The 18,421-nt window shown below is 66.7% G+C and carries 17 protein-coding genes; 15 read left to right on the plus strand and 2 right to left on the minus strand.

The genetic code is table 11. The annotated features are described in order from the left end of the window. Positions 1 to 134 precede the first annotated feature (134 nt). The gene (locus tag J7I79_RS19585; RefSeq protein WP_214956123.1) at positions 135 to 845 is read right to left on the minus strand and encodes a FadR/GntR family transcriptional regulator; all 711 of its coding nucleotides are present in this window, start codon (positions 843 to 845) and stop codon (positions 135 to 137) included. Positions 846 to 997: 152 nt separating this feature from the next. On the opposite strand from J7I79_RS19585, the gene J7I79_RS19590 reads away from it, so the two are divergent. From J7I79_RS19590 to J7I79_RS19620, 7 genes are all read left to right on the plus strand, one after another. After that, positions 998 to 2,497, plus strand: coding sequence for a four-carbon acid sugar kinase family protein (locus tag J7I79_RS19590; protein WP_214956126.1), 1,500 nt, complete (start codon positions 998 to 1,000; stop codon positions 2,495 to 2,497). A 43-nt stretch (positions 2,498 to 2,540) separates the two neighbouring features. Then, complete coding sequence (locus J7I79_RS19595; protein WP_214956128.1) at positions 2,541 to 3,440, plus strand: NAD(P)-dependent oxidoreductase; 900 nt, start codon at positions 2,541 to 2,543, stop codon at positions 3,438 to 3,440. Between the two features lie 95 nt (positions 3,441 to 3,535). Beyond that, entirely contained in the window at positions 3,536 to 5,002 is a 1,467-nt protein-coding gene (locus J7I79_RS19600) for a GntP family transporter (protein WP_214956131.1), read from the plus strand. Next, a complete protein-coding gene (locus J7I79_RS19605; protein WP_214956132.1) occupies positions 5,002 to 5,886 on the plus strand; it encodes a class II fructose-bisphosphate aldolase in 885 nt (294 codons plus the stop codon). The genes J7I79_RS19600 and J7I79_RS19605 overlap by 1 nt, the downstream gene beginning before the upstream one ends. A 49-nt stretch (positions 5,887 to 5,935) precedes the next feature. Next, entirely contained in the window at positions 5,936 to 6,328 is a 393-nt protein-coding gene (locus J7I79_RS19610) for a DUF1304 domain-containing protein (protein WP_214956139.1), read from the plus strand. A 141-nt stretch (positions 6,329 to 6,469) separates the two neighbouring features. After that, positions 6,470 to 7,885, plus strand: coding sequence for an acyltransferase (locus tag J7I79_RS19615; protein WP_214956141.1), 1,416 nt, complete (start codon positions 6,470 to 6,472; stop codon positions 7,883 to 7,885). After that, positions 7,882 to 8,241 carry a GNAT family N-acetyltransferase gene (locus J7I79_RS19620; protein WP_214956143.1) on the plus strand — a complete coding sequence of 120 codons (360 nt, stop codon included), beginning with the start codon at positions 7,882 to 7,884 and terminating at the stop codon, positions 8,239 to 8,241. The genes J7I79_RS19615 and J7I79_RS19620 overlap by 4 nt, the downstream gene beginning before the upstream one ends. A gap of 78 nt (positions 8,242 to 8,319) precedes the next feature. On the opposite strand, the gene J7I79_RS19625 is transcribed toward J7I79_RS19620, so the two are convergent. Continuing rightward, the gene (locus J7I79_RS19625) at positions 8,320 to 9,057 is read right to left on the minus strand and encodes a GAF and ANTAR domain-containing protein (RefSeq protein WP_214956145.1); all 738 of its coding nucleotides are present in this window, start codon (positions 9,055 to 9,057) and stop codon (positions 8,320 to 8,322) included. Between the two features lie 129 nt (positions 9,058 to 9,186). Here J7I79_RS19625 and J7I79_RS19630 point away from each other — a divergent pair, with 129 nt between their 5' ends. The 8 genes from J7I79_RS19630 to J7I79_RS19665 all read left to right on the plus strand — a co-directional run bounded on the left by J7I79_RS19630 (position 9,187) and on the right by J7I79_RS19665 (position 18,364). Further along, a complete protein-coding gene (locus tag J7I79_RS19630) occupies positions 9,187 to 9,870 on the plus strand; it encodes a hypothetical protein (RefSeq protein WP_214956146.1) in 684 nt (227 codons plus the stop codon). A gap of 180 nt (positions 9,871 to 10,050) precedes the next feature. Then, a complete protein-coding gene (locus J7I79_RS19635; RefSeq protein WP_214956148.1) occupies positions 10,051 to 12,021 on the plus strand; it encodes a glycosyltransferase family 2 protein in 1,971 nt (656 codons plus the stop codon). Further along, a complete protein-coding gene (locus J7I79_RS19640) occupies positions 12,018 to 12,347 on the plus strand; it encodes an STAS domain-containing protein (protein WP_104173822.1) in 330 nt (109 codons plus the stop codon). The genes J7I79_RS19635 and J7I79_RS19640 overlap by 4 nt, the downstream gene beginning before the upstream one ends. After that, positions 12,347 to 12,778, plus strand: coding sequence for an ATP-binding protein (locus tag J7I79_RS19645; protein WP_214956150.1), 432 nt, complete (start codon positions 12,347 to 12,349; stop codon positions 12,776 to 12,778). Before J7I79_RS19640 ends, J7I79_RS19645 begins: the two co-directional genes overlap by 1 nt. A 180-nt stretch (positions 12,779 to 12,958) precedes the next feature. Next, on the plus strand, positions 12,959 to 14,548 hold the full coding sequence (locus J7I79_RS19650) for a pyridoxal phosphate-dependent decarboxylase family protein (RefSeq protein ID WP_396020219.1): 1,590 nt from the start codon (positions 12,959 to 12,961) through the stop codon (positions 14,546 to 14,548). Further along, complete coding sequence (locus J7I79_RS19655) at positions 14,545 to 15,954, plus strand: lysine N(6)-hydroxylase/L-ornithine N(5)-oxygenase family protein (RefSeq protein WP_311380617.1); 1,410 nt, start codon at positions 14,545 to 14,547, stop codon at positions 15,952 to 15,954. Before J7I79_RS19650 ends, J7I79_RS19655 begins: the two co-directional genes overlap by 4 nt. Next, a complete protein-coding gene (locus J7I79_RS19660) occupies positions 15,951 to 16,514 on the plus strand; it encodes a GNAT family N-acetyltransferase (protein ID WP_214956152.1) in 564 nt (187 codons plus the stop codon). The genes J7I79_RS19655 and J7I79_RS19660 overlap by 4 nt, the downstream gene beginning before the upstream one ends. Then, the gene (locus J7I79_RS19665; RefSeq protein ID WP_214956154.1) at positions 16,511 to 18,364 is read left to right on the plus strand and encodes an IucA/IucC family siderophore biosynthesis protein; all 1,854 of its coding nucleotides are present in this window, start codon (positions 16,511 to 16,513) and stop codon (positions 18,362 to 18,364) included. The genes J7I79_RS19660 and J7I79_RS19665 overlap by 4 nt, the downstream gene beginning before the upstream one ends. The last annotated feature ends 57 nt before the right edge of the window (positions 18,365 to 18,421 follow it).

Consider the following 18,421-nt stretch of genomic DNA (forward strand, 5'->3'; position numbering starts at 1 on the left):
TCGCACGAACCATCCATCCAGCCTCGAACATCCAAAGCCGAATATTTAGCAGACACGCCCTAGGCCGTCAGGCCCGCCCGCCGGGCGCGCCCAGCCGCCCAGGTCAGGCCGCGCAGGTCAGGCCGCGTAGGCCGTCAGGCGCTCTTCGCCTCGAGCACGTACGTCTTCAGGTCATCCAGGGTCTGCTGCATGTGGGCGTCCATGGCGCCGCGGGAGCGCGCGGGGTCCCGTGATTCCAGAGCCTCGGCAATCGCCTGGTGGTGGCCGATGGCGTGCTCCTGGATGTCCCGGACCTTGGAGGTCTGTGTCCGGCGCTTCTCGAGCACGCGGTGCAGCGGCTCGAACAGGACGGCTACAAAAACGTTCTCGGAGGCACGCAGGATCACGTCGTGGAAGGCGAGGTCAGCTTCCACGAACGCTGGCAAGTCCTCGGACTGGTGAGCCGTGCGCATGGCCGCCACGTAGCCGTGGAGTGTCTTGATCTCGGCGTCGCTGATGCGTCCGGCTGCCAGTTCGCAGGCCCCGGTTTCCAGCATCCGGCGGAGCTCAATGAGCTGGATGGCCGCGGACGCATCATTCTTGCCCTCCGAAGCCGCACGGAGGACTGCCTCCAGCGAGGCCCAGCGGTTGAGCGGATTGACGAATGTGCCCCGTCCCCGCTCCACGCTCAGGATGCGCTGCGCCTCCAGCGTCTTCATCGCCTCACGCACAGTCATGCGGCTGACTTCATGTTTCGCGCTCAGTTCCAGCTCGCCGGGGACGCTGGCCCCGGGCGGGAACTCGCCGGCAATGATCCGGTCCAGGAGTTCGTCGGCCACCACGCCGACCAGTGATTTCCGTGCCAACTTTCCCCCGTTCCGCGATGAGCGACGATTTGTCCGACAAGTCTACTTGCGCGTCCCTGTGCCTTGTGCCACACTAGCATTCGAATGTTAGATGTCAGACATCTTACAAGTACCTACCGGCAACAGAGATTTCATACACAACGGAGTGCAAAGTGCCCCTTGAAGCAGATGTACTGGCCGCCTTCCCGGCAGAGATCCAGATTCCCGCTGAGCTGGTTGCCAACGCTGTAGCGGCGTCATCGGCAGCCTCGCCCCGAGTACTCGTAGTGCTCGACGACGACCCCACCGGCACGCAGTCCGTTGCGGACCTGCCGGTCCTCACCCGCTGGGACGTTGCCGACTTCACCTGGGCCTTTGCGCAGAGCAAGCCCGCCGTCTACGTGCTCACCAACACGCGCAGCCTGGACGCGGCCGAGGCCGCCGCGCGGAACGAGGAAATCGTCCGCAACGCCCTGGCCGCCGCGGGCGCCACCGGGGGAGAACGGCTCCGGCTGGGGTTTGTCAGCCGCAGCGACTCCACCCTCCGCGGCCACTACCCGCTGGAACCGGATGTCATCGCCGCCACCGTGGCTGCTGTCAGCGGCGAGAAGACCGACGGTGTCGTCATCATTCCGGCGTTCCCCGACGCCGGCCGCGTAACCATTGGCGGCGTGCACTACATGCGCGGCACCGGGGACGACGCCGGCAAGCTGACACCCGTGGCCGAAACCGAATTCGCCAAGGACGCCTCCTTCGGCTTCGTCAACTCCGAGATGGCCAAGTACGTCGAGGAGAAGTCCAAGGGCCGCTTCGCCGCGGACTCCGTGATCGTCCTGGACCTCAACATCATCCGCGCTGCAGGACCGGACAGCGATCCGCAGATCTCCGCCAAGGCCATCGCCGATGCCATCGACTCGGCCACTGACTCCACCCCGATCGTGGCGGACATCGTCTCCGAAAACGACCTCCGTGCCCTCTCGCTGGGCCTCGAGGAAGCCGAACGCCGCGGCAAGAAGCTGCTCTACCGTGTGGGCCCGCCGTTTGTCCGCGCCCGGATCGGTCAGGAAATCCGCACCGAACTCAGCGGCGAAGAGGCCTACGCCGGCAACACCCCCTCGGAAGCCGGCGGACTCATCGTGGTCGGCTCGCACGTCGGCGTGACCACCCGCCAGCTCAAGGCCCTCACCGAGCAGCACAGCTCAGCACACATCGTCGAGATCGACGTCGGGAAGCTTGTCGCCACCGGAACCGAAACAGGCAGCGCCGCCAGCTACCTCGACGAAACCGTGGACACGGTGGTCGCGGCGCTGCGCAGCGGCGACGTCATCGTGCACACCAGCCGCCTGCTCATCAGGACTGACGATGCCGCCGAAAGCCTGCGGATCGCCCGCACGGTGTCCGCCGCCGTCGTCGCCGTCGTGAACCGCACGCTCAAGACCTTCCCGCCGCGCTTCGTGATTGCCAAGGGCGGCATTACCTCCTCGGACGTCGCCGCGCACGGCCTGGAAATCCGGCACGCGATCGTCCGCGGCCCCATGCTCCCGGGCATCGTGAGCCTGTGGGAGCCGGTGGACGGCCCCGCCAAGGGCATCCCGTACATCGTCTTCGCCGGCAACGTGGGCGACGACCAGTCCCTCGCCGACGTCACCCGCAAGCTCAGCAACACCTTCTGAACCGACACCGCCAGCCACACCACGTCATTCAATGGAGAACACCATGACCAGCAGCTACACCATCACCGTTCTCGGCCTTGGCGCCATGGGCCTGCCCATGGCCACCCGCCTGGCCAGCCAGCTCACCGTCCACGGCTTCGACATCGCCGAGCCGCGCCTGAAGCTCGCCGAGGAAGCCGGCATCCGCATCTTCGATTCCGCCCGCGAAGCCTCGGAAGGGGCCGACGCCCTGCTCCTGGCTGTGCGCAACGGCGAGCAGCTCAACGATGTGCTCTTCGGCGCGAACGGCGTGGCCTCCGTGCTCAAGCCGGGCGCCGTGGTGATCCTCGGCAGCACCGTGGGCACCGACGCCATCCCGGCCACCGTGGACCGCCTGGCCGAATACGGCGTCGAACTGGTGGACGCGCCCCTTTCCGGCGGCCCCAAGCGCGCCGGTGAAGGCGACCTGCTGATCGTGGTGGGCGCCTCGCCCGAGGCCCAGGAAAAGGCCCGCCCGGCCCTCGAACTGCTGGCCTCCACACTCACCGTCGTAGGCGGCAAACCCGGCGACGGCCAGGCCCTCAAGACTGTCAACCAGCTCCTCTGCGGCGTCCACATCGCTGCCGCAGCCGAGGCCCTGGCCCTGGCCGACGCCCTCGGCCTGGACCAGGAAAAGACCCTCAAAGCCCTCGAAGCCGGCGCCGCCGGGTCCTTCATGCTCTCCAACCGCGGCCCGCGCATCCTCGAGGCCTACACGGAGGAAGGCGCCGAAGTGCTCAGCCGCCTGGACATCTTCGTCAAGGACATGGGTATCGTGGGCAAAGCCACCCGCGCCGCCGGCCTCGCCGCCCCCGTCGCGGCAGCAGCCGAGCAGCTGTACCTCCTGGGCCAGGCCCAGGGCCTCGCCGCAGCAGACGACTCCGCCGTCATCAAGGTTGTCGCCCCCACGAAGCGCACCGCTTAAACCCCAACTAAAGCCCGACGACGGCGGTCCCCCCTCCGCCGTCGTCGAACCACCCGTCGGCCAGCCGTGCTGGTCTGTCAAAGGAGACAATCCCAATGAACCCCCTGATCAATTCGTTGATGGTGCGGGCGGCTGACGCCCCCGTCATCAAGCCGGCCGTGGAGCTGGGTACTCCGCTGCTGCTGACCATTGCCGCCGCCGGCGTCGCGCTCCTGCTGGTTATGATCATCCGTTTCAAGATCCAGGCCTTCGTGGCACTGCTGACGGTCAGTATCCTGGTGGCCGTGGCGGCCCAGATCCCGCTCAAGGACGTTTTCACAGTGGTTTCCAACGGCGTGGGCAGCACCATGGGCAAGGTCGCCTTGCTGATCGCCCTCGGCGCCATCCTGGGCCGGATGATCGAAGTCTCCGGCGGCGTCCAGTCCCTCGCCGACCACTTCACCGCCAAACTGGGCGCCAAGCGTGTGGCCGTCGCCCTCACCGCGGTGGGGTTCCTCGTCGCGATACCGGTGTTCTTCGAGGTGGGCATCATCGTGCTCGTCCCGATCGTCTACGCCTTCTCCAAGATCGCCAACGTCCATCCCGTCAAGTTCGGCCTGCCCATGGCCGGCATCATGCTTGCCATCCACGTGGCCGTGCCGCCGCACCCCGGAATCGTTGCCGGCGCCGGCGTGTTTGGCGCCGACATCGGACTGATCGCCCTGATCTCGCTGACCATCTGCGTGCCACTCGGTTTCCTGTCCTACTGGGTCGCGTCGATCATGAACCGCAAGGACTACGAGCTGGTGCCCGCCGTCAAGGCCCAGGTGGACGAGTTCGGTTCCGCTTCCCTGGTGCACGTGGGCCACGACGGCCCCGGAGCCCTGGCGGTTGCCCCGCCGCGCCCCGGCCTGATCATCTTCCTGATCGCCGCCCCGATTTCCCAGATCCTGCTTGGCACCGTGGGCACGCTGACAATCAGTAAGGACAGCGCCTGGTACGGAGTGGCGGCGTTCGTCGGCAACCCGTTCTTCGCCCTCCTGGTGGCTGTTGCTCTCTCGTTCTTCCTCCTGGCCGTCCGCCGCCAGTGGTCCCTGAAGGAGACCGGGGAAATCTTCGAAGGCGCACTTCCGCCCATCGCCTCCATCCTGATGGTCGTCGCGGCCGGCGGCGTCTTCGGCGGCGTGCTGCAGGTCTCGGGCATCGGCAAGGCACTCTCCGAAACCCTTGACACGCTGGGTGTGCCGCTGCTGCTGCTCGCCTTCATCATCTCGCTCGCCCTCCGTGCCGCCCAGGGGTCGGCCACGGTGGCCATCGTGACCACCGCCGGCCTGCTCTCCTCCGCCGTCAGCGGCGGCGGTTACACGCCGGCGCAGATCGCCGTGATCGTCATCGCCATCGGCTTCGGTTCCCTGGGCCTCTCCCATGTGACCGACGCAGGCTTCTGGGTGGTGGTGCGCTACTACGGACTCACCGTCGCGGACGGCCTCCGGACCTGGACCGTGCTCACCACCATCCTTGGCCTGGCCGGCTTCGCCCTGACCTTCGTTGCCTGGATCCTGGTGGGAGGCCTGAGCGCCTGATGCGTGCCCGACTCGACCACCTGGTAGTTTCCGCCCTGCAGCAGGGTGCAGCCGTCCCGGCCTTCACCTGCTACGACTTCACCACCGCCCTGGCCGTGGTGGAGGCGGCGGAAGAGGCCGGCCGCGGCGCCATCCTGCTGGTGGCTCCCAAGACTGCCGCCACCCCTAACGGGCTGCGGCTCATCACGGCGCTCCGCGGGCTGGCGGACGCCGCCAGTGTCCCCGTCGCGGTGCAGCTGGACCATGCCTCCGATCTCCGGGTGATAGCCGACGCCGTCGCGGCGGGGGCGGACTCGGTCCTCGCGGACGGCTCGTCGTTGCCGTACGAGGAAAACATCGCACTGGTCCGCGAAGCGCGCGCGGTGCTGGCAGCGCAAGGCCATGCCGACGTCGTGATTGAAGCGGAACTGGGCGGCCTGGCCGGTGACGAGGACCGTGCCTTCGGCGCGGACGCCTCCGGCCCCCTGTCGATGGACACCGGCACCGGCACCGCCGGGCTGACTGACTCCGCCCAGGTGGAGGACTTCATCGCCCGCACCGGTGCGCAGCTCCTGGCCGTGGCCGTGGGCAATGTGCACGGCAAGTACAAGGGGGACCCCCAGCTGCGGTGGGACGTGCTGCAGGACATCGCAGTGCGCACCCACATCCCGCTGGTGCTGCACGGCGCCTCCGGCATCCCGGCTGAGGAACTGGTCAAGGCCGCCGCCATGAACGTGGGCAAGGTGAACTTCAACACCGAACTCCGCACCGGCGTGCTGGCCACGCTGGAAGCGCAAACCGGTCCGCACCGTGCCGACGGTGAAAACCTCCAGGGCTTGCTCGGGACGTGGAACGCCTCCGCCAAGGACTTCGCTGCCGGAGCCCTGTCCACGCTCACCCGCTAGTTCCGGGACCTGCGGAAAAACCAAGGACGAGGGAGGCTAGGATCGAGCCATGATCCCGGCCTCCCTCGTTTTCGCGTTCATCGCGGCCCTGCTGCACGTCTACATCTTCACCATGGAGTCCGTCACCTGGACCCGGCCGGCCACCTGGAAGCGCTTCGGCGTCGCCTCGCAGTCCGACGCCGAGACCACCCGGCCGCTCGCCTACAACCAGGGCTTCTACAACCTGTTCCTGGCCCTCGGCGCGCTGATCGGGACCGGCGCGGTCCTCCTCGGCCAGCCGGCAGTCGGCTGGACCCTCATCTTCAGCTCGTGCGGTTCCATGCTGCTCGCTGCCGCCGTCCTGGCCCTGACCGGGCGGAAGTACCTCCGTGCGGCCGCCACGCAAGGTACGACGCCGCTGCTCGCCGTCGTACTCGGCCTCCTGGGGCTGCTGTTCGCCTGACCGCTGCCTGCCTGAGCGTCGCCACCGGCCGCTGCCCCCTCGGCCACGCTGCGGCGCCGCCCCGGTTGTGGCCCTTGACGGACGCCCGGGCGGACAATGGAAGGTACGCAGAGAATTCTATCCGCGTCCGTAGGGAGCGCAATGGGTGTTCCGCAGCCACGACAGCCGCAACAGGCAAGCGCAGCGCCGGACCTGCCCGCACCGGAACGCGACCTGGTGATCGACCTCGCCCGCTTCTTCTGCCTGGCCCTGGTGGTGGTGGGACACACCATGATGGTCAGCCCGGTGCTCCACCCTGACGGCACGGTGACCACCGAAAACACGCTGGCCCTGCAGGACTGGTTCGAGCCGATCATCTGGATATTCATGGTGATGCCGCTCTTCTTCGTGGCCGGCGGCATCACCGGCCTGCAGTCCTGGCGGCGGCTCAGGGCACACGGCGGCACCGGCCTGGAATTCGCCCAGGCCAGGCTGCTGCGCCTCATCCGCCCGGCCGCGGCCCTGCTGGCTGTTATGTTCGCCGGGCTCTGGGCGGCGCGGCTGTTTGGCGTGGAACCCCAGGTGGTGGAGCTGATCGTCACCGGCGCCGGGATGCCGCTCTGGTTCCTTGCCGCGTATCTGGCGGCCCAGCTGAACATCCCTTTGCTGGCTGCGCTGCATGACCGGGCCCCATGGCTTGCGCTGGCCGGACTCACCACGCTGGTGGTGGCAGTTGACTGCTTCCGCGGTGCCCTGCCGCTCCTTGCCTACGCCAACATCGTTTTCCTGTGGTGCGCCGTCCAGCAGCTGGGATTCATCCTCGCCGACGCCCCGGAACGGCGGCCCGGTGCCTCCACGCTGGTGGGCATCATCGTCGCGAGCAACCTCCTGTTGGGCCTGGTCACGGGCCTCGGGCTGTACCGGGGCAACATGCTGGTAAACCTGAATCCGCCCACCTTCTGCCTGCTGCTCCTTGGCATGGCCCAGGCCGCGGCTCTGCAGCTCTCCCGTCCGGTCCTCACCGGCGCGGCCGCGGCAAAGTGGGTCCGGACGGTGGTCGGGCTGGCCGGACGGCGGGCCATGACCGTTTACCTGTGGCACCTGCCGCTGCTGGCAACCATGTCCGGGCTGCTCCTGCTCACCGGCTTCCCCAAACCGGCAGCGGGGACCGCGGGATGGTGGTGGTCGCGGCCTCTGGTCCTGGCCGGCATCATCGTGCTCCTAATGCCGGTGCTGGCCGCCTTCGGGCGGCTCGAAGAACGGCCGACGGCGTCCGCCCACTCGCGCCGTCGGCCCGCCGCCGCGGTGGCGACCGCCGCCGTCGTGGTGTTCATCCCGGTGGCCGACGCCGCGTTCAACGGACTGACGCTTGGACTGCTGGGCGGAGGAGCGGCGTGCTTTGCGCTGGCCGTGCTCCTGCTGGGCCCGATTCCGGTTCGCGGGCGATCGCTGCCTGCCCGCCCGGAGGGCGGGACCGGCGGCGCGGCAGGCCGCCCGGAGGGCACGGCCAACGGCGCGCCGGGCGGGGCCGGAGGACCATTGCCACCGACGCCTTTAAGTGCCAATGTCGAACCATGACGGAGAACACGGTATCCACTGAAGACACGTTCAGCCCGGACGTCACCACCATCCGCAACGATGACCTCCACCGCTACGAACTGCGTGTGGGCGGCAAATTGGCGGTTCAATCGCGCTTTATGGACAGACCGGGGCACGTGGACTTCATCCACACGGACACCGCGGAGAATTTCAAGGGCCAGGGGCTGGCAAAGGTGCTGGCACATTTCGCCCTGGATGATGTGGTGTCCTCAGGGAAGCGGATCATCCCGCATTGCCCCTTCATTTACGCCTACCTGAAGACACACCACGACGCTTACGAGCAATTCATTGACTGGCCGGAACAGCCGCCCACGGATGAAGTGACGGCTTCATAGGCACGGGTTCATAGGCGCCGCTTCATAGGCAACCGGCCGGCCCCCGCTGCCTGGTCGAAGCTGCCTGGTCGAAGCCGTCTAGTGGTCGAAGTGCGTGGCGTGCCCCTCGGCGGCGAGCGACCCCACCAGCTTTTCCGCCACGTCCCGGAGCTTCTGGTTCCGGCCGCTGGAGGCCTTGGTGAGGATGGCCATTGCCTCTGCCTGCGAGCATCTGTTCTGGCCCATGATGATGCCGGCCGCCAGGTCGATGGCGGTGCGGGACTCCATGGCGGACCGCAGGTCCTCGGCAAGCTGCTGCCGGACACCGATCCTTACCGCAAGGCGGAGCGCCTTTTCGGCGTGGGATGCGAACAGTTCGGCCTTTTGGATCGCTGAGGCATCGAAGACGTCCGCGGCCGGAGCAAAAACGTTCAGCGCTGCGGCAGCCCCTGCGTCCAGGGTGAGTGGCACACCCAGCACGCTAAGCTGCCCCTGGGTGGCAATCGCCAGGCCATATTCGGGCCAGCGGGTGTCCGTGCGCGTGTCCCGGACCAGCACCGTGGTGCCTGTCGTCATCGCGTGGAGGCAGGGACCCTCGCCGAAACTGTGCTGGATCTCGTCAAAGAGCCGGGCCTGCGGGTTGCTCCATGCCGCCGTGGTGGTCCTGTGGTGCCGGTTAAGGGTGACCGCGCAGGACACTTCCTGGCAGAGGGCGTCCGAAAGCGAAACAGCGGAAAGCTCGCAGAGCTCCGCCAGGAAGCTATTGACATCGCTACTGCTGATGACCAGATCCTGCAGCTCTGCGGCCACGGATGCATCCAGCGTGCTCTCGTTCATTCTTTAAGTCTAGGTCTGCCCGGAGCCGCTTGACCGGGGCCGGAGAAGCGGCTTGTGGCGTGGGCAACAATTTCGTATGGTTTAGGTGAGTTATGAAGCTGGCTCTTGGAAGTCTCTGTGGGAGAAGCCTTGAACCATAAATTGCGTGTGCTGGTCCGCGTGGATGTTGATCCCGGACGGGTAACCCTGGAAGTCGCCGGCTGCCTGACCCAAGCCAATTACCCCGTGCTGCTGCACATCATGCGCCGCGCGCGCCGGCTCTCCCCGGAACAGGACATCACGGCAGACCTCCACGGTGCGTCGCATCTGGACCCCGAAGTCCTGATGTACCTGCGCCAGATCGCCGGAAGCGCCGCTGAAGCCAATGGAAACCCCGGAGCCGTCGCGGGCGGCTCCGAGGCATTCCCCCTCAAACTTGCCGAGCCCGCGGAATTGCCCATCTGCATGGAGCACGCCGGACTGTCAGGCGGCGACGAGGCCGCCCTGGACGGGGAGATCAACGCCCTCCTGGACGGCGAAACCATCCCAGGGCCCGACCCCGACGGAGTCCTGGCAGCCGCCGGGGAGCAGCGCACCATCAACGGCCTGGAACTGTCCGAATACCTCGAAGGGAACATGGATCCCGCCTCAACAGTCCGGGCCATGTCGGATGATGCCCTCAGCAAATTGGCCGATGCCCTGTACCGGCATTTGGACACGCGCAACCCGTCCTTCGGTGCCCATACCTGGTACGAACTGGCGGCGGAGGAGCTCCATCAGCGGCACCTCACGGAACCTGACGGTCCGTCGCAGGAGGAAGTCGCCGCCGGCTGACGGCCCGCCTCATTTTCGGCGGACACTTTCGCTCCGACCTTAGCCGTTTTCGCGGCGGGCGGATAAGGTTGGACTGACTCAGGACAGTCCGTCTATTCCGCTCCGTTGGTCTCACTTTGGAGTCGGATCCCCACCGGGCGGCTGGCCGAACCGACCAGGACCCAGGGGGACAGCCGGGCTATGACATCGCGGCAGCTTGCCATTCGGCTGATTGTCCTGGCGACGGCCATCCTGGGCCTGAACTACATCATTTGGCGCTGGATGGTGTCCGTCAACTGGGACGCCTGGTGGATCGCGGTACCGCTCGTCCTGGCCGAGACCTACTCCCTGCTGGACTCGTTGTTGTTCGGCGTCACCATGTGGCGTTACAGGCAACGCGACACTCCGCCGCCACCACCTGCGGGCCTGACGGTGGACGTGTTCATCACTACCTACAACGAGCCGCTGGACCTCGTGATGGGAACGGCGCGGGCCGCCAGGAATATCGCGTACCCGCACAGGACCTGGATCCTGGACGACGGCAACCGGGCCGAACTGCGGGCCATAGCTGAAGCGGAAGGCATCGGCTGGATCACCCGGTCCGAGGACTGGGCCAACCGTCCGCGCCACGCCAAGGCAGGCAACCTCAACAACGCGCTGCTCGCCACCGACGGCGAGTTCATGCTGATCCTGGATGCCGACCAAATACCGGATCCCAGGATCCTCGACCACACCCTCGGTTATTTCAACGACCGCAAGATGGCCCTGGTGCAAACACCCCAGGTGTTCGTGAATGTCCCGCCCCACGATCCGCTGGGCAGCCAGGCGCCACTGTTCTACGGGCCGATCCAGCAGGGGAAGGACGGCTGGAACGCCGCCTTCTTCTGCGGTTCAAACGCGATCATCCGCCGGGAAGCCCTGATGCAGCTGGGCGTTATGCGCTACGTCTCGGAAACCGAGCTGGCGCTGAACAAGGCACTCCGGACGGCGGACCAGGTGGTGGCGAAGGCGAGGCGCCAGCTTGGCCCCGGGCAGGAGCGGCTGGCGGCCGCCTTGTCCACGGTAGCGGCGGACCTCCGGCAGGTCCGGCGGGAGCTCAGCGAAGGGCAGGCCATCGCCGACGTCACCTACCGTTTCCAGGAACGGGTGGACACCGTGGCACGGAACCTGGTGGTGGAAGACTTCGCGGCGCTGCACGCGGAGCTGAACTCCATTGAGGGGCTGTCCCGGACCATCGACGTGGACGGTTCACTCGCCGTCGTCGACGACGTTGCCCTGGACAGGCTGTCGCAGCGGGACTGGTCCCCGCTGGGAGCGGTGGAAACCGTCCGCGTGCTGATCGATTCCGTCAACGCCGAGAAGGCCGGCGAGGCGCAGGCCGTCATGCCGCTCGCCACGATCTCCGTCACCGAGGACATGGCCACGTGCATGCGGCTGCATTCGCTCGGCTGGGAATCTGCCTACCACCACGAGAAGCTGGCTGACGGCCTGGCCCCGGAGGACCTCGATTCGATGCTGACCCAGCGGCTCCGGTGGGCGCAGGGCACCATGCAGGTCATGTTCCGGGAGAACCCGCTGCTGCAAAAAGGGCTGAGCCTGGCCCAGCGGCTGATGTACCTGGCAACCATGTGGAGCTACCTCGCCGGCTTCGCCGCCGTGGCCTATATCGCGGCACCGGTCATTTACCTCATCCTGGGGATCCTGCCCGTGCAGTCGCTGAGCAACGAGTTCTTCCTCCGGCTCATCCCCTTCCTGGTGGTCAACCAGATCCTGTTCCTCGTGGTGGGGCGGGGCGTGAAGACGTGGCGCGGCCAGCAGTACTCGCTGGCCCTGTTCCCCACGTGGATCAAGTCCGTTACCTCCGCATTCGGGAACGTGTTCCTGGGCAGGGACCTGGATTTCCGGGTCACACCCAAGACGCTGCAGGCACGCAAGCGGCTGCCGTGGCACCTGGTCCGGCCCCAGCTGATCGCCATGGCTGTCCTCGTGTTGGCGGCCGTGGTGGGTGTCATCCGTTTATTGCTGGGCCAGGGGGACCTCCTGGGCAGTTCCGTCAATTTTGTGTGGATAGCCTTTGACCTGCTGATCTTCAGCGTGGTCATCCAGGCCGTTCGCTACCCCGGCTACGATGCCTGGCTGGACAGCACCCAAAAGAAAGAAGGAAATCCGTGATCGAATTCAACAATGAGACCCTGGCCAACGGAGTGGGCGTGATCCGGCCGGTCGGCCGGCTCAACATGGTCTCGGCGCCGCACCTCGGCGCCAACATCGATGCGCTCATCAGCGACGGCACGGTCCGGCTGGTGGTTGACCTGGCCGGCACTGATTTCATTGACTCGTCCGGCCTCGGTGCCCTGATTACGGGCCTGAAAAAGACCCGGCAGGCGGGCGGCGACCTTCGGCTGGCCAACCCCACGGCGCAGATCACCGCGGTCCTCGAAATGACCAACCTCAACAAGGTGCTGCAGCCGGTGTCCTCCGTGGACGGGGCCTATTGATGGGCAGCCAGTTCAGCCTGCGTGCCGCGGCGGTGCCCGACAGCCTGGAGCTGGTCCATGACCTGCTCGGAGAGCTCTGGGAGGGCGAACCCGGCATCGAACTCATGGACCGCATCAGGTTCGAAACCGCACTGATTGAGGTGGCGTCCAACATCATTGAGCACTCGCGGCCGTCCGGCACCGACCCGGTGCGGTTCGTCCTTGCGGTGGAATGCGAACCGGAGCGGCTGTATGCAGAATTCACGGACAACGCCAGGCCGGCCGGCATAGACCTGTCCAGGGCCGAACTGCCGGATGACCTCTTCGCGAGTGGACGCGGGCTGGCCCTCGCCAAGGTGGCACTGGACCAGTTTTCCTATGCCAAGGAGGACGACGGGAACCGGTGGACGCTGCTCTGCCGCCGCAAATCAGAGGCCACCGCACCCCAGTAGCCGCATATTGTGCCTCAGCCGAGGCCCGGGCGACAGTCAATGACGTTCTTTGAGCGGCAAGAACCCCGGATTTCCGCCAAGTTAGCAATTAGCTCACAAAAGTTTGACTAAAAGGTTCACCTAAGTAAGGCTTGCCTTGCTGCGTTAGCGCGCCTCCAACCGCCTACCAAAGGAAAACCTGTGACGCTGTTGCCCCGTGTGGATGATGAGATCCTGGACCTGCCTGCCCCGGCTGCCGGGCATGATTTCGGCTCCCGGGTGGAGCTTGCCCTCTCCGCCACCAACCACCTGTTCAACTCCCGCAACGCACCCCGCTACGTGGCGCAGGTGCTCCAGGGCGTCACTGCCGTGGCCACCAAGCTGGAGCGGACCACCAAGCCGTTTACCGGCGTCGGGCCCGAGGAACTCAAAGCACGCGTCGGCGCCGTTGATCTGGACCGCCCGCTGCCGGACACTGCTGCCGCGCTGGCGGAACTCGAAGAGGTTTACCTGCGGGACGCCGTCTACTTCCACGACTCGAAGTACGCCGCCCACCTGAACTGCCCCGTGGTCATTCCGGCGCTGGTGGGGGAGAGCATCCTCTCCGCCGTGAATTCGTCCATGGACACCTGGGACCAGAGCGCGGGCGCCACCATGATCGAGCGCCGGCTCATCGACTGGACGGCGGAGCGGCTGTCCCTCGGCGATGCGGCGGACGGCGTCTTCACGTCAGGCGGCAGCCAGTCCAACTTCCAGGCGCTGCTCATTGCCCGCAACCACGCGGTGGCCGGGCTGCGGAAGCTTCCCGGCAATGAGACCCTCCGGCTGCCCGGGCTGCTGGACAAGCTGCGGATTTTCTCCTCCGAGGACAGCCACTTCAGCATCCGCAAGTCCGCGTCCATGCTGGGCCTGGGCTACGACGCCGTCGTGCCGGTCGCGTACGGGCCGGACCACCGCATGGACACCACTGCCCTGGCCGCCGCGCTCGCGGAGACCGCCAGCTCCGGGCTTGTCCCCATGGCTGTGGTCGGGACCGCTGGGACAACCGACTTCGGTGCGGTGGACCCGCTCGCCGAACTTGCCGCGCTCGCCAAGGCGTACGGCGCGTGGTTCCACGTGGACGCCGCCTACGGCGGCGGGCTGATGGTCTCCGGCCGCTACGGACACCGCCTGGATGGAATCCGGCTGGCCGATTCGGTCACGGTCGATTACCACAAGACGTTCTTCCAGCCCGTGAGCTCCAGTGCCCTCCTGGTGCGGGACACGGCCATGCTGCGGCACGTGACGTACTACGCGGACTACCTGAACCCGGAGAGCGCCGCCCTGGCGGACATCCCAAACCAGGTGGACAAGAGCATCCAGACCACCCGCCGCTTTGATGCCCTCAAACTCTGGCTCACCCTGCGGATCATGGGAGCGGACGCGGTGGGCGCCCTGCTGGACGAAGCGATCGACCTTGCCGCCCGCACCGGGCAGGCACTGGACGCGGACCGCGACTTTGAGCTCGTTGCCAAACCGCAGCTCAGCACGCTGGTGTTTCGCTACCGTCCGGTCCTCGCGGACGGGACCCGCCTCGGCGAGGATGCGGCGGACACCCTCAATCCCGCCATCAGGGCAGCCGTCTTTGCCTCGGGTGCGGCCGTGGTGGCCGGAACCAAGGTGGAGGGCCGGCACTACCTGAAGTTCACCCTGCTGAACGCCGAGGCCACGCCTGAAGACATCAACGCGATCATCAGCCTGCTCCGCAGCACCGGCGCAGCCCTGCTTGCCGGACAGGGGGCCGCAGCGTGAGAGCCGCCAATTCCAACACGGCTGCAGCCGGCACCGCCGGCGCGGGCCGCATTTACGACTTCGCCGGAATCGGCGTCGGGCCCTTCAACCTCGGGCTCGCCGCGCTCACGGAGCCGGTGGATGGTCTGGACGCGGTGTTCCTGGAACGCCGCGACTCGTTCGACTGGCACCCCGGGATGATGCTGGAACCGGCCCACCTCCAGGTGCCCTTTATGGCCGACCTCGTGACGCTCGCGGACCCCACGTCCCCGTATTCGTTCCTGAACTTCCTCAAGCAGACCGGCCGGCTCTACCGCTTCTACATCCGTGAAAACTTCTACCCGCTGCGCGCCGAGTACAACCAGTACTGCCAGTGGGTGGCCGGCCAGCTCGATTCGGTGCGGTTCGGCACGGACGTCCGGGGGATCACGTACGACGACGGCGTGTACACACTGTCCGTTGACGGTACCGCGGGGCCCGAGGTGCTGCGCGCGCGGCGGCTGGTGCTTGGCACCGGAACGTCGCCGTATGTGCCCGCGGCCTGTGACGGCATAGTCGACGCGGCGGCCAACGACAGAGGGGGACTTGTCCTCCACAATGCCGATTACCTGTCGAGGAAGGCTGAACTGCAGAAGCAGCGGAGCATCACCATCGTGGGCAGCGGCCAGAGCGCCGCGGAAATCTACTACGAGCTGCTGCAGGAGATCGACGTCCACGGGTACCGGCTCAACTGGGTCACCCGGTCCGGCCGGTTCTTCCCCCTGGAGTACACCAAGCTCACCCTGGAAATGACGTCGCCGGAATACGTGGACTACTTTCATGGGCTCCCGCAGGAACAGCGCGACGGCCTCATCAAGAGCCAGAAAAACCTGTACAAGGGCATCAACTCCGAGCTCATCGATGCCATCTACGATCTGCTGTACGCCAAGAGCCTCTCCGGGATCGTGGATACCCGGCTGCTGACGCACTCGGCGCTCACCGGGGCGTCGTGGGACCCGGCAGCCGGGTCGCACACCCTGGCGCTGCGGCACGAGGAACAGGGCGCTGACTACTCGCTGGACACCGAAGCCGTGGTGCTTGCCACCGGCTACGGCTACCGCGAGCCGGAATTCCTTGCCGGCGTGCAGGACCGGATCGCACGGGACAACACCGGCAGGTTCGCCGTCGAACGCAACTACAGCACCAGCGTCGAACCCGGCGAGATCTTCGTCCAGAACGCCGAGCTCCACACCCACGGCTTCGTCACGCCGGACCTGGGCATGGCGGCCTACCGCAACTCGTGCATCCTGCGCGAGATCGCCGGGCGCGAGGTCTATCCCGTGGAGCGCCGCATCGCGTTCCAGGAGTTCGGCGTGCAGGAGCAGCCGGAGTTCCCGGCCGGCGTCCGCGAAGCGGCTTGCGGTGAATCGGCACGGGTGCACGCATGAGTTTCACTTTCCGCTGCTTCGACCCGGAGGCTGACGCGGAACTCCTCCACAGCTGGGTGACCCGGCCGTACGCCGCCTTCTGGGGGATGCAGTCCGCCACCGTGGACGACGTTGTGGAGGAATACTCCGAAATCCAGTCCAGTGGGCATCACCACGCGCTGCTGGGGCTCGACGACGGCGTTCCCGCCTTCCTGATGGAGGAATACCTTCCGGTGCAGTCGCCGCTGGCGGGCCTGTACGCCGTCCAGCCGGGGGACATCGGGATGCACCTCCTCGTCGCCCCGCCGTCCGGCCCGCCGCGGACCGGCTACACCGCCGCCGTGATGGACACGGTCCTGGACAGGCTCTTCGCCAAGGACAAGGTGGAGCGCGTGGTTGTTGAGCCCGACGCCCGGAACCACAAAATCCATGTCCTCAACGCGCGGCTGGGTTTCCAGCCCGCCGGAGAAGTGACCCTTCCGGACAAGCAGGCGCTCCTCAGCTTCTGCACCCGTGAGGCCTTCCACTCGGCCCGCGCAGCCCTACACTCATCCCCGATCCACCAGGGAGCATCGCTATGACCACCGCTGAACTTGAATCCGTCCAGACCGCAGGCAACGCCGCAACCCACCTGACTCCGGAACGCTGGGCGGCCGCCAACCGGCATCTGGTCCGCAAGGCGCTCGCCGAGTTCTCCCACGAGCGGATCCTCAGCCCGGAACGGACCAGCGCAGGGGACCCGTCCGGGAGTACAGGCCGCGAATACCGGGTGCTCAGCGATGACGCCTCGGTTGAATACCGGTTCTCGGCCAGGGTCCTGCACCTCGACCACTGGTCCGTCGATGCCGCCTCCATCAGCTGCAGCCGCGAGGGCCAGGACGCGCCCCTGGATGCGCTCCGGTTCATCACCGAATTCCGCGACGCCCTGGGAATCCGGGAGGAGATGCTACCGGTCTACCTTGAGGAGATCAGCAGCACGCTGTCCAGCCACGCGTACAAGCAGTGGATGGGCCAGCCGTCGTCCGCTGAACTGGCAGCCGGCGTGACCCGCGGAGCGGACGTCGCCACGGACTTCCAGGCCATTGAACGCAGCATGACCGAGGGCCACCCCTGTTTCGTGGCAAACAACGGCCGGCTGGGCTTTGGCATCAGCGACTACCGTGCGTTTGCTCCGGAAACCGGCGCCCCCGTGCAGCTGGAATGGATCGCGGTCCATCGGAGCAAGGCCGTGTTCACCTCCAGCGAGGGACTGGACTGCGCCGCCCACCTTGACGCCGAACTGGGGGCGGGGGCCCTGGCCCACTTCGACGCCGAACTCGGCGCGCTCGGCCTCGATCCGGCCCGGTATATCCTGATGCCGGTGCACCCGTGGCAGTGGGAGAACAAGCTGACGGTGACTTTTGCCGCCGAAATTGCCCAGCAGCATATCGTCCACCTCGGGATCGGGGCGGACAGCTATCAGGCACAGCAGTCCATCCGGACCTTTTTTAACACGGCCGCACCGGAAAAGGCCTACGTGAAGACGGCCATGTCCGTCCTGAACATGGGCTTCATGCGCGGCCTGTCGCCGCAGTACATGAAGGCAACACCGGCCATCAACGACTGGCTCCAGGAACTGATCGTCAGCGACGAGGCCCTGCAGGACCGCGGGCTCGCCATGATCCGCGAAGTGGCCGCCATCGGATACCACAACGGCTACTACGAGGCGGCATCCGCGAAGGGCTCGCCCTACCGCAAGATGCTGTCCGCCCTGTGGAGGGAAAGTCCCCTGCCGCTGCTGGAGGACGGACAGCAGCTGGCCACCATGGCCTCGCTCCTGCACGTCGACGCGGCGGGCAAACCCATGGTGTCAGCGCTGATCGAACAGTCCGGCCTGCAGGCCGGGGAGTGGCTGCGACGGTACTTCGAGGCGTACCTCGTCCCGCTGGTGCACTGCCTGTACCGCTACGAGCTGGCGTTCATGCCGCACGGCGAGAACGTGATCCTGGTCCTGGAAAACGGCGTGCCGGTCCGGGCGGTCATGAAGGACATCGCCGAGGAAATCGTCGTGATGGGGGATAGGCTTGACCTGCCCGAGGCCGTGTCCCGGATCAAGGTCGACATTCCCGACGGCGAGAAGGTGCTGGCCATCTTCACCGACGTGTTCGACTGCATTTTCCGCTTCCTCGGCGCCCTCCTGGAGGAGGACGGCGTGCTCAGCGGCGACGAATTCTGGCGCATCGCGGCTGCGGCCGTTCACGGCTACCAGGCAGAGCACCCGGAACTGGCGGACCAGTTTGTCCGCCACGACCTGTTCGCGCCGGACTTCCAGTTCTCCTGCCTCAACAGGCTGCAGCTGCGCAACAACCAGCAGATGCTGGACCTCACGGACCCGTCCGGCGGCCTGCAGATGGCCGGCAGGCTGGAGAACCCGCTGGCGAAGTTCGCCTAAGGATGCCCGACCGGCGGGCCCGCCAGCAGCGCGGACGGGCCCGCCCGGCTAGGATCT

This window comes from Arthrobacter sp. ISL-69, assembly GCF_018613775.1.
Taxonomy (GTDB): Bacteria; Actinomycetota; Actinomycetes; order Actinomycetales; family Micrococcaceae; genus Arthrobacter.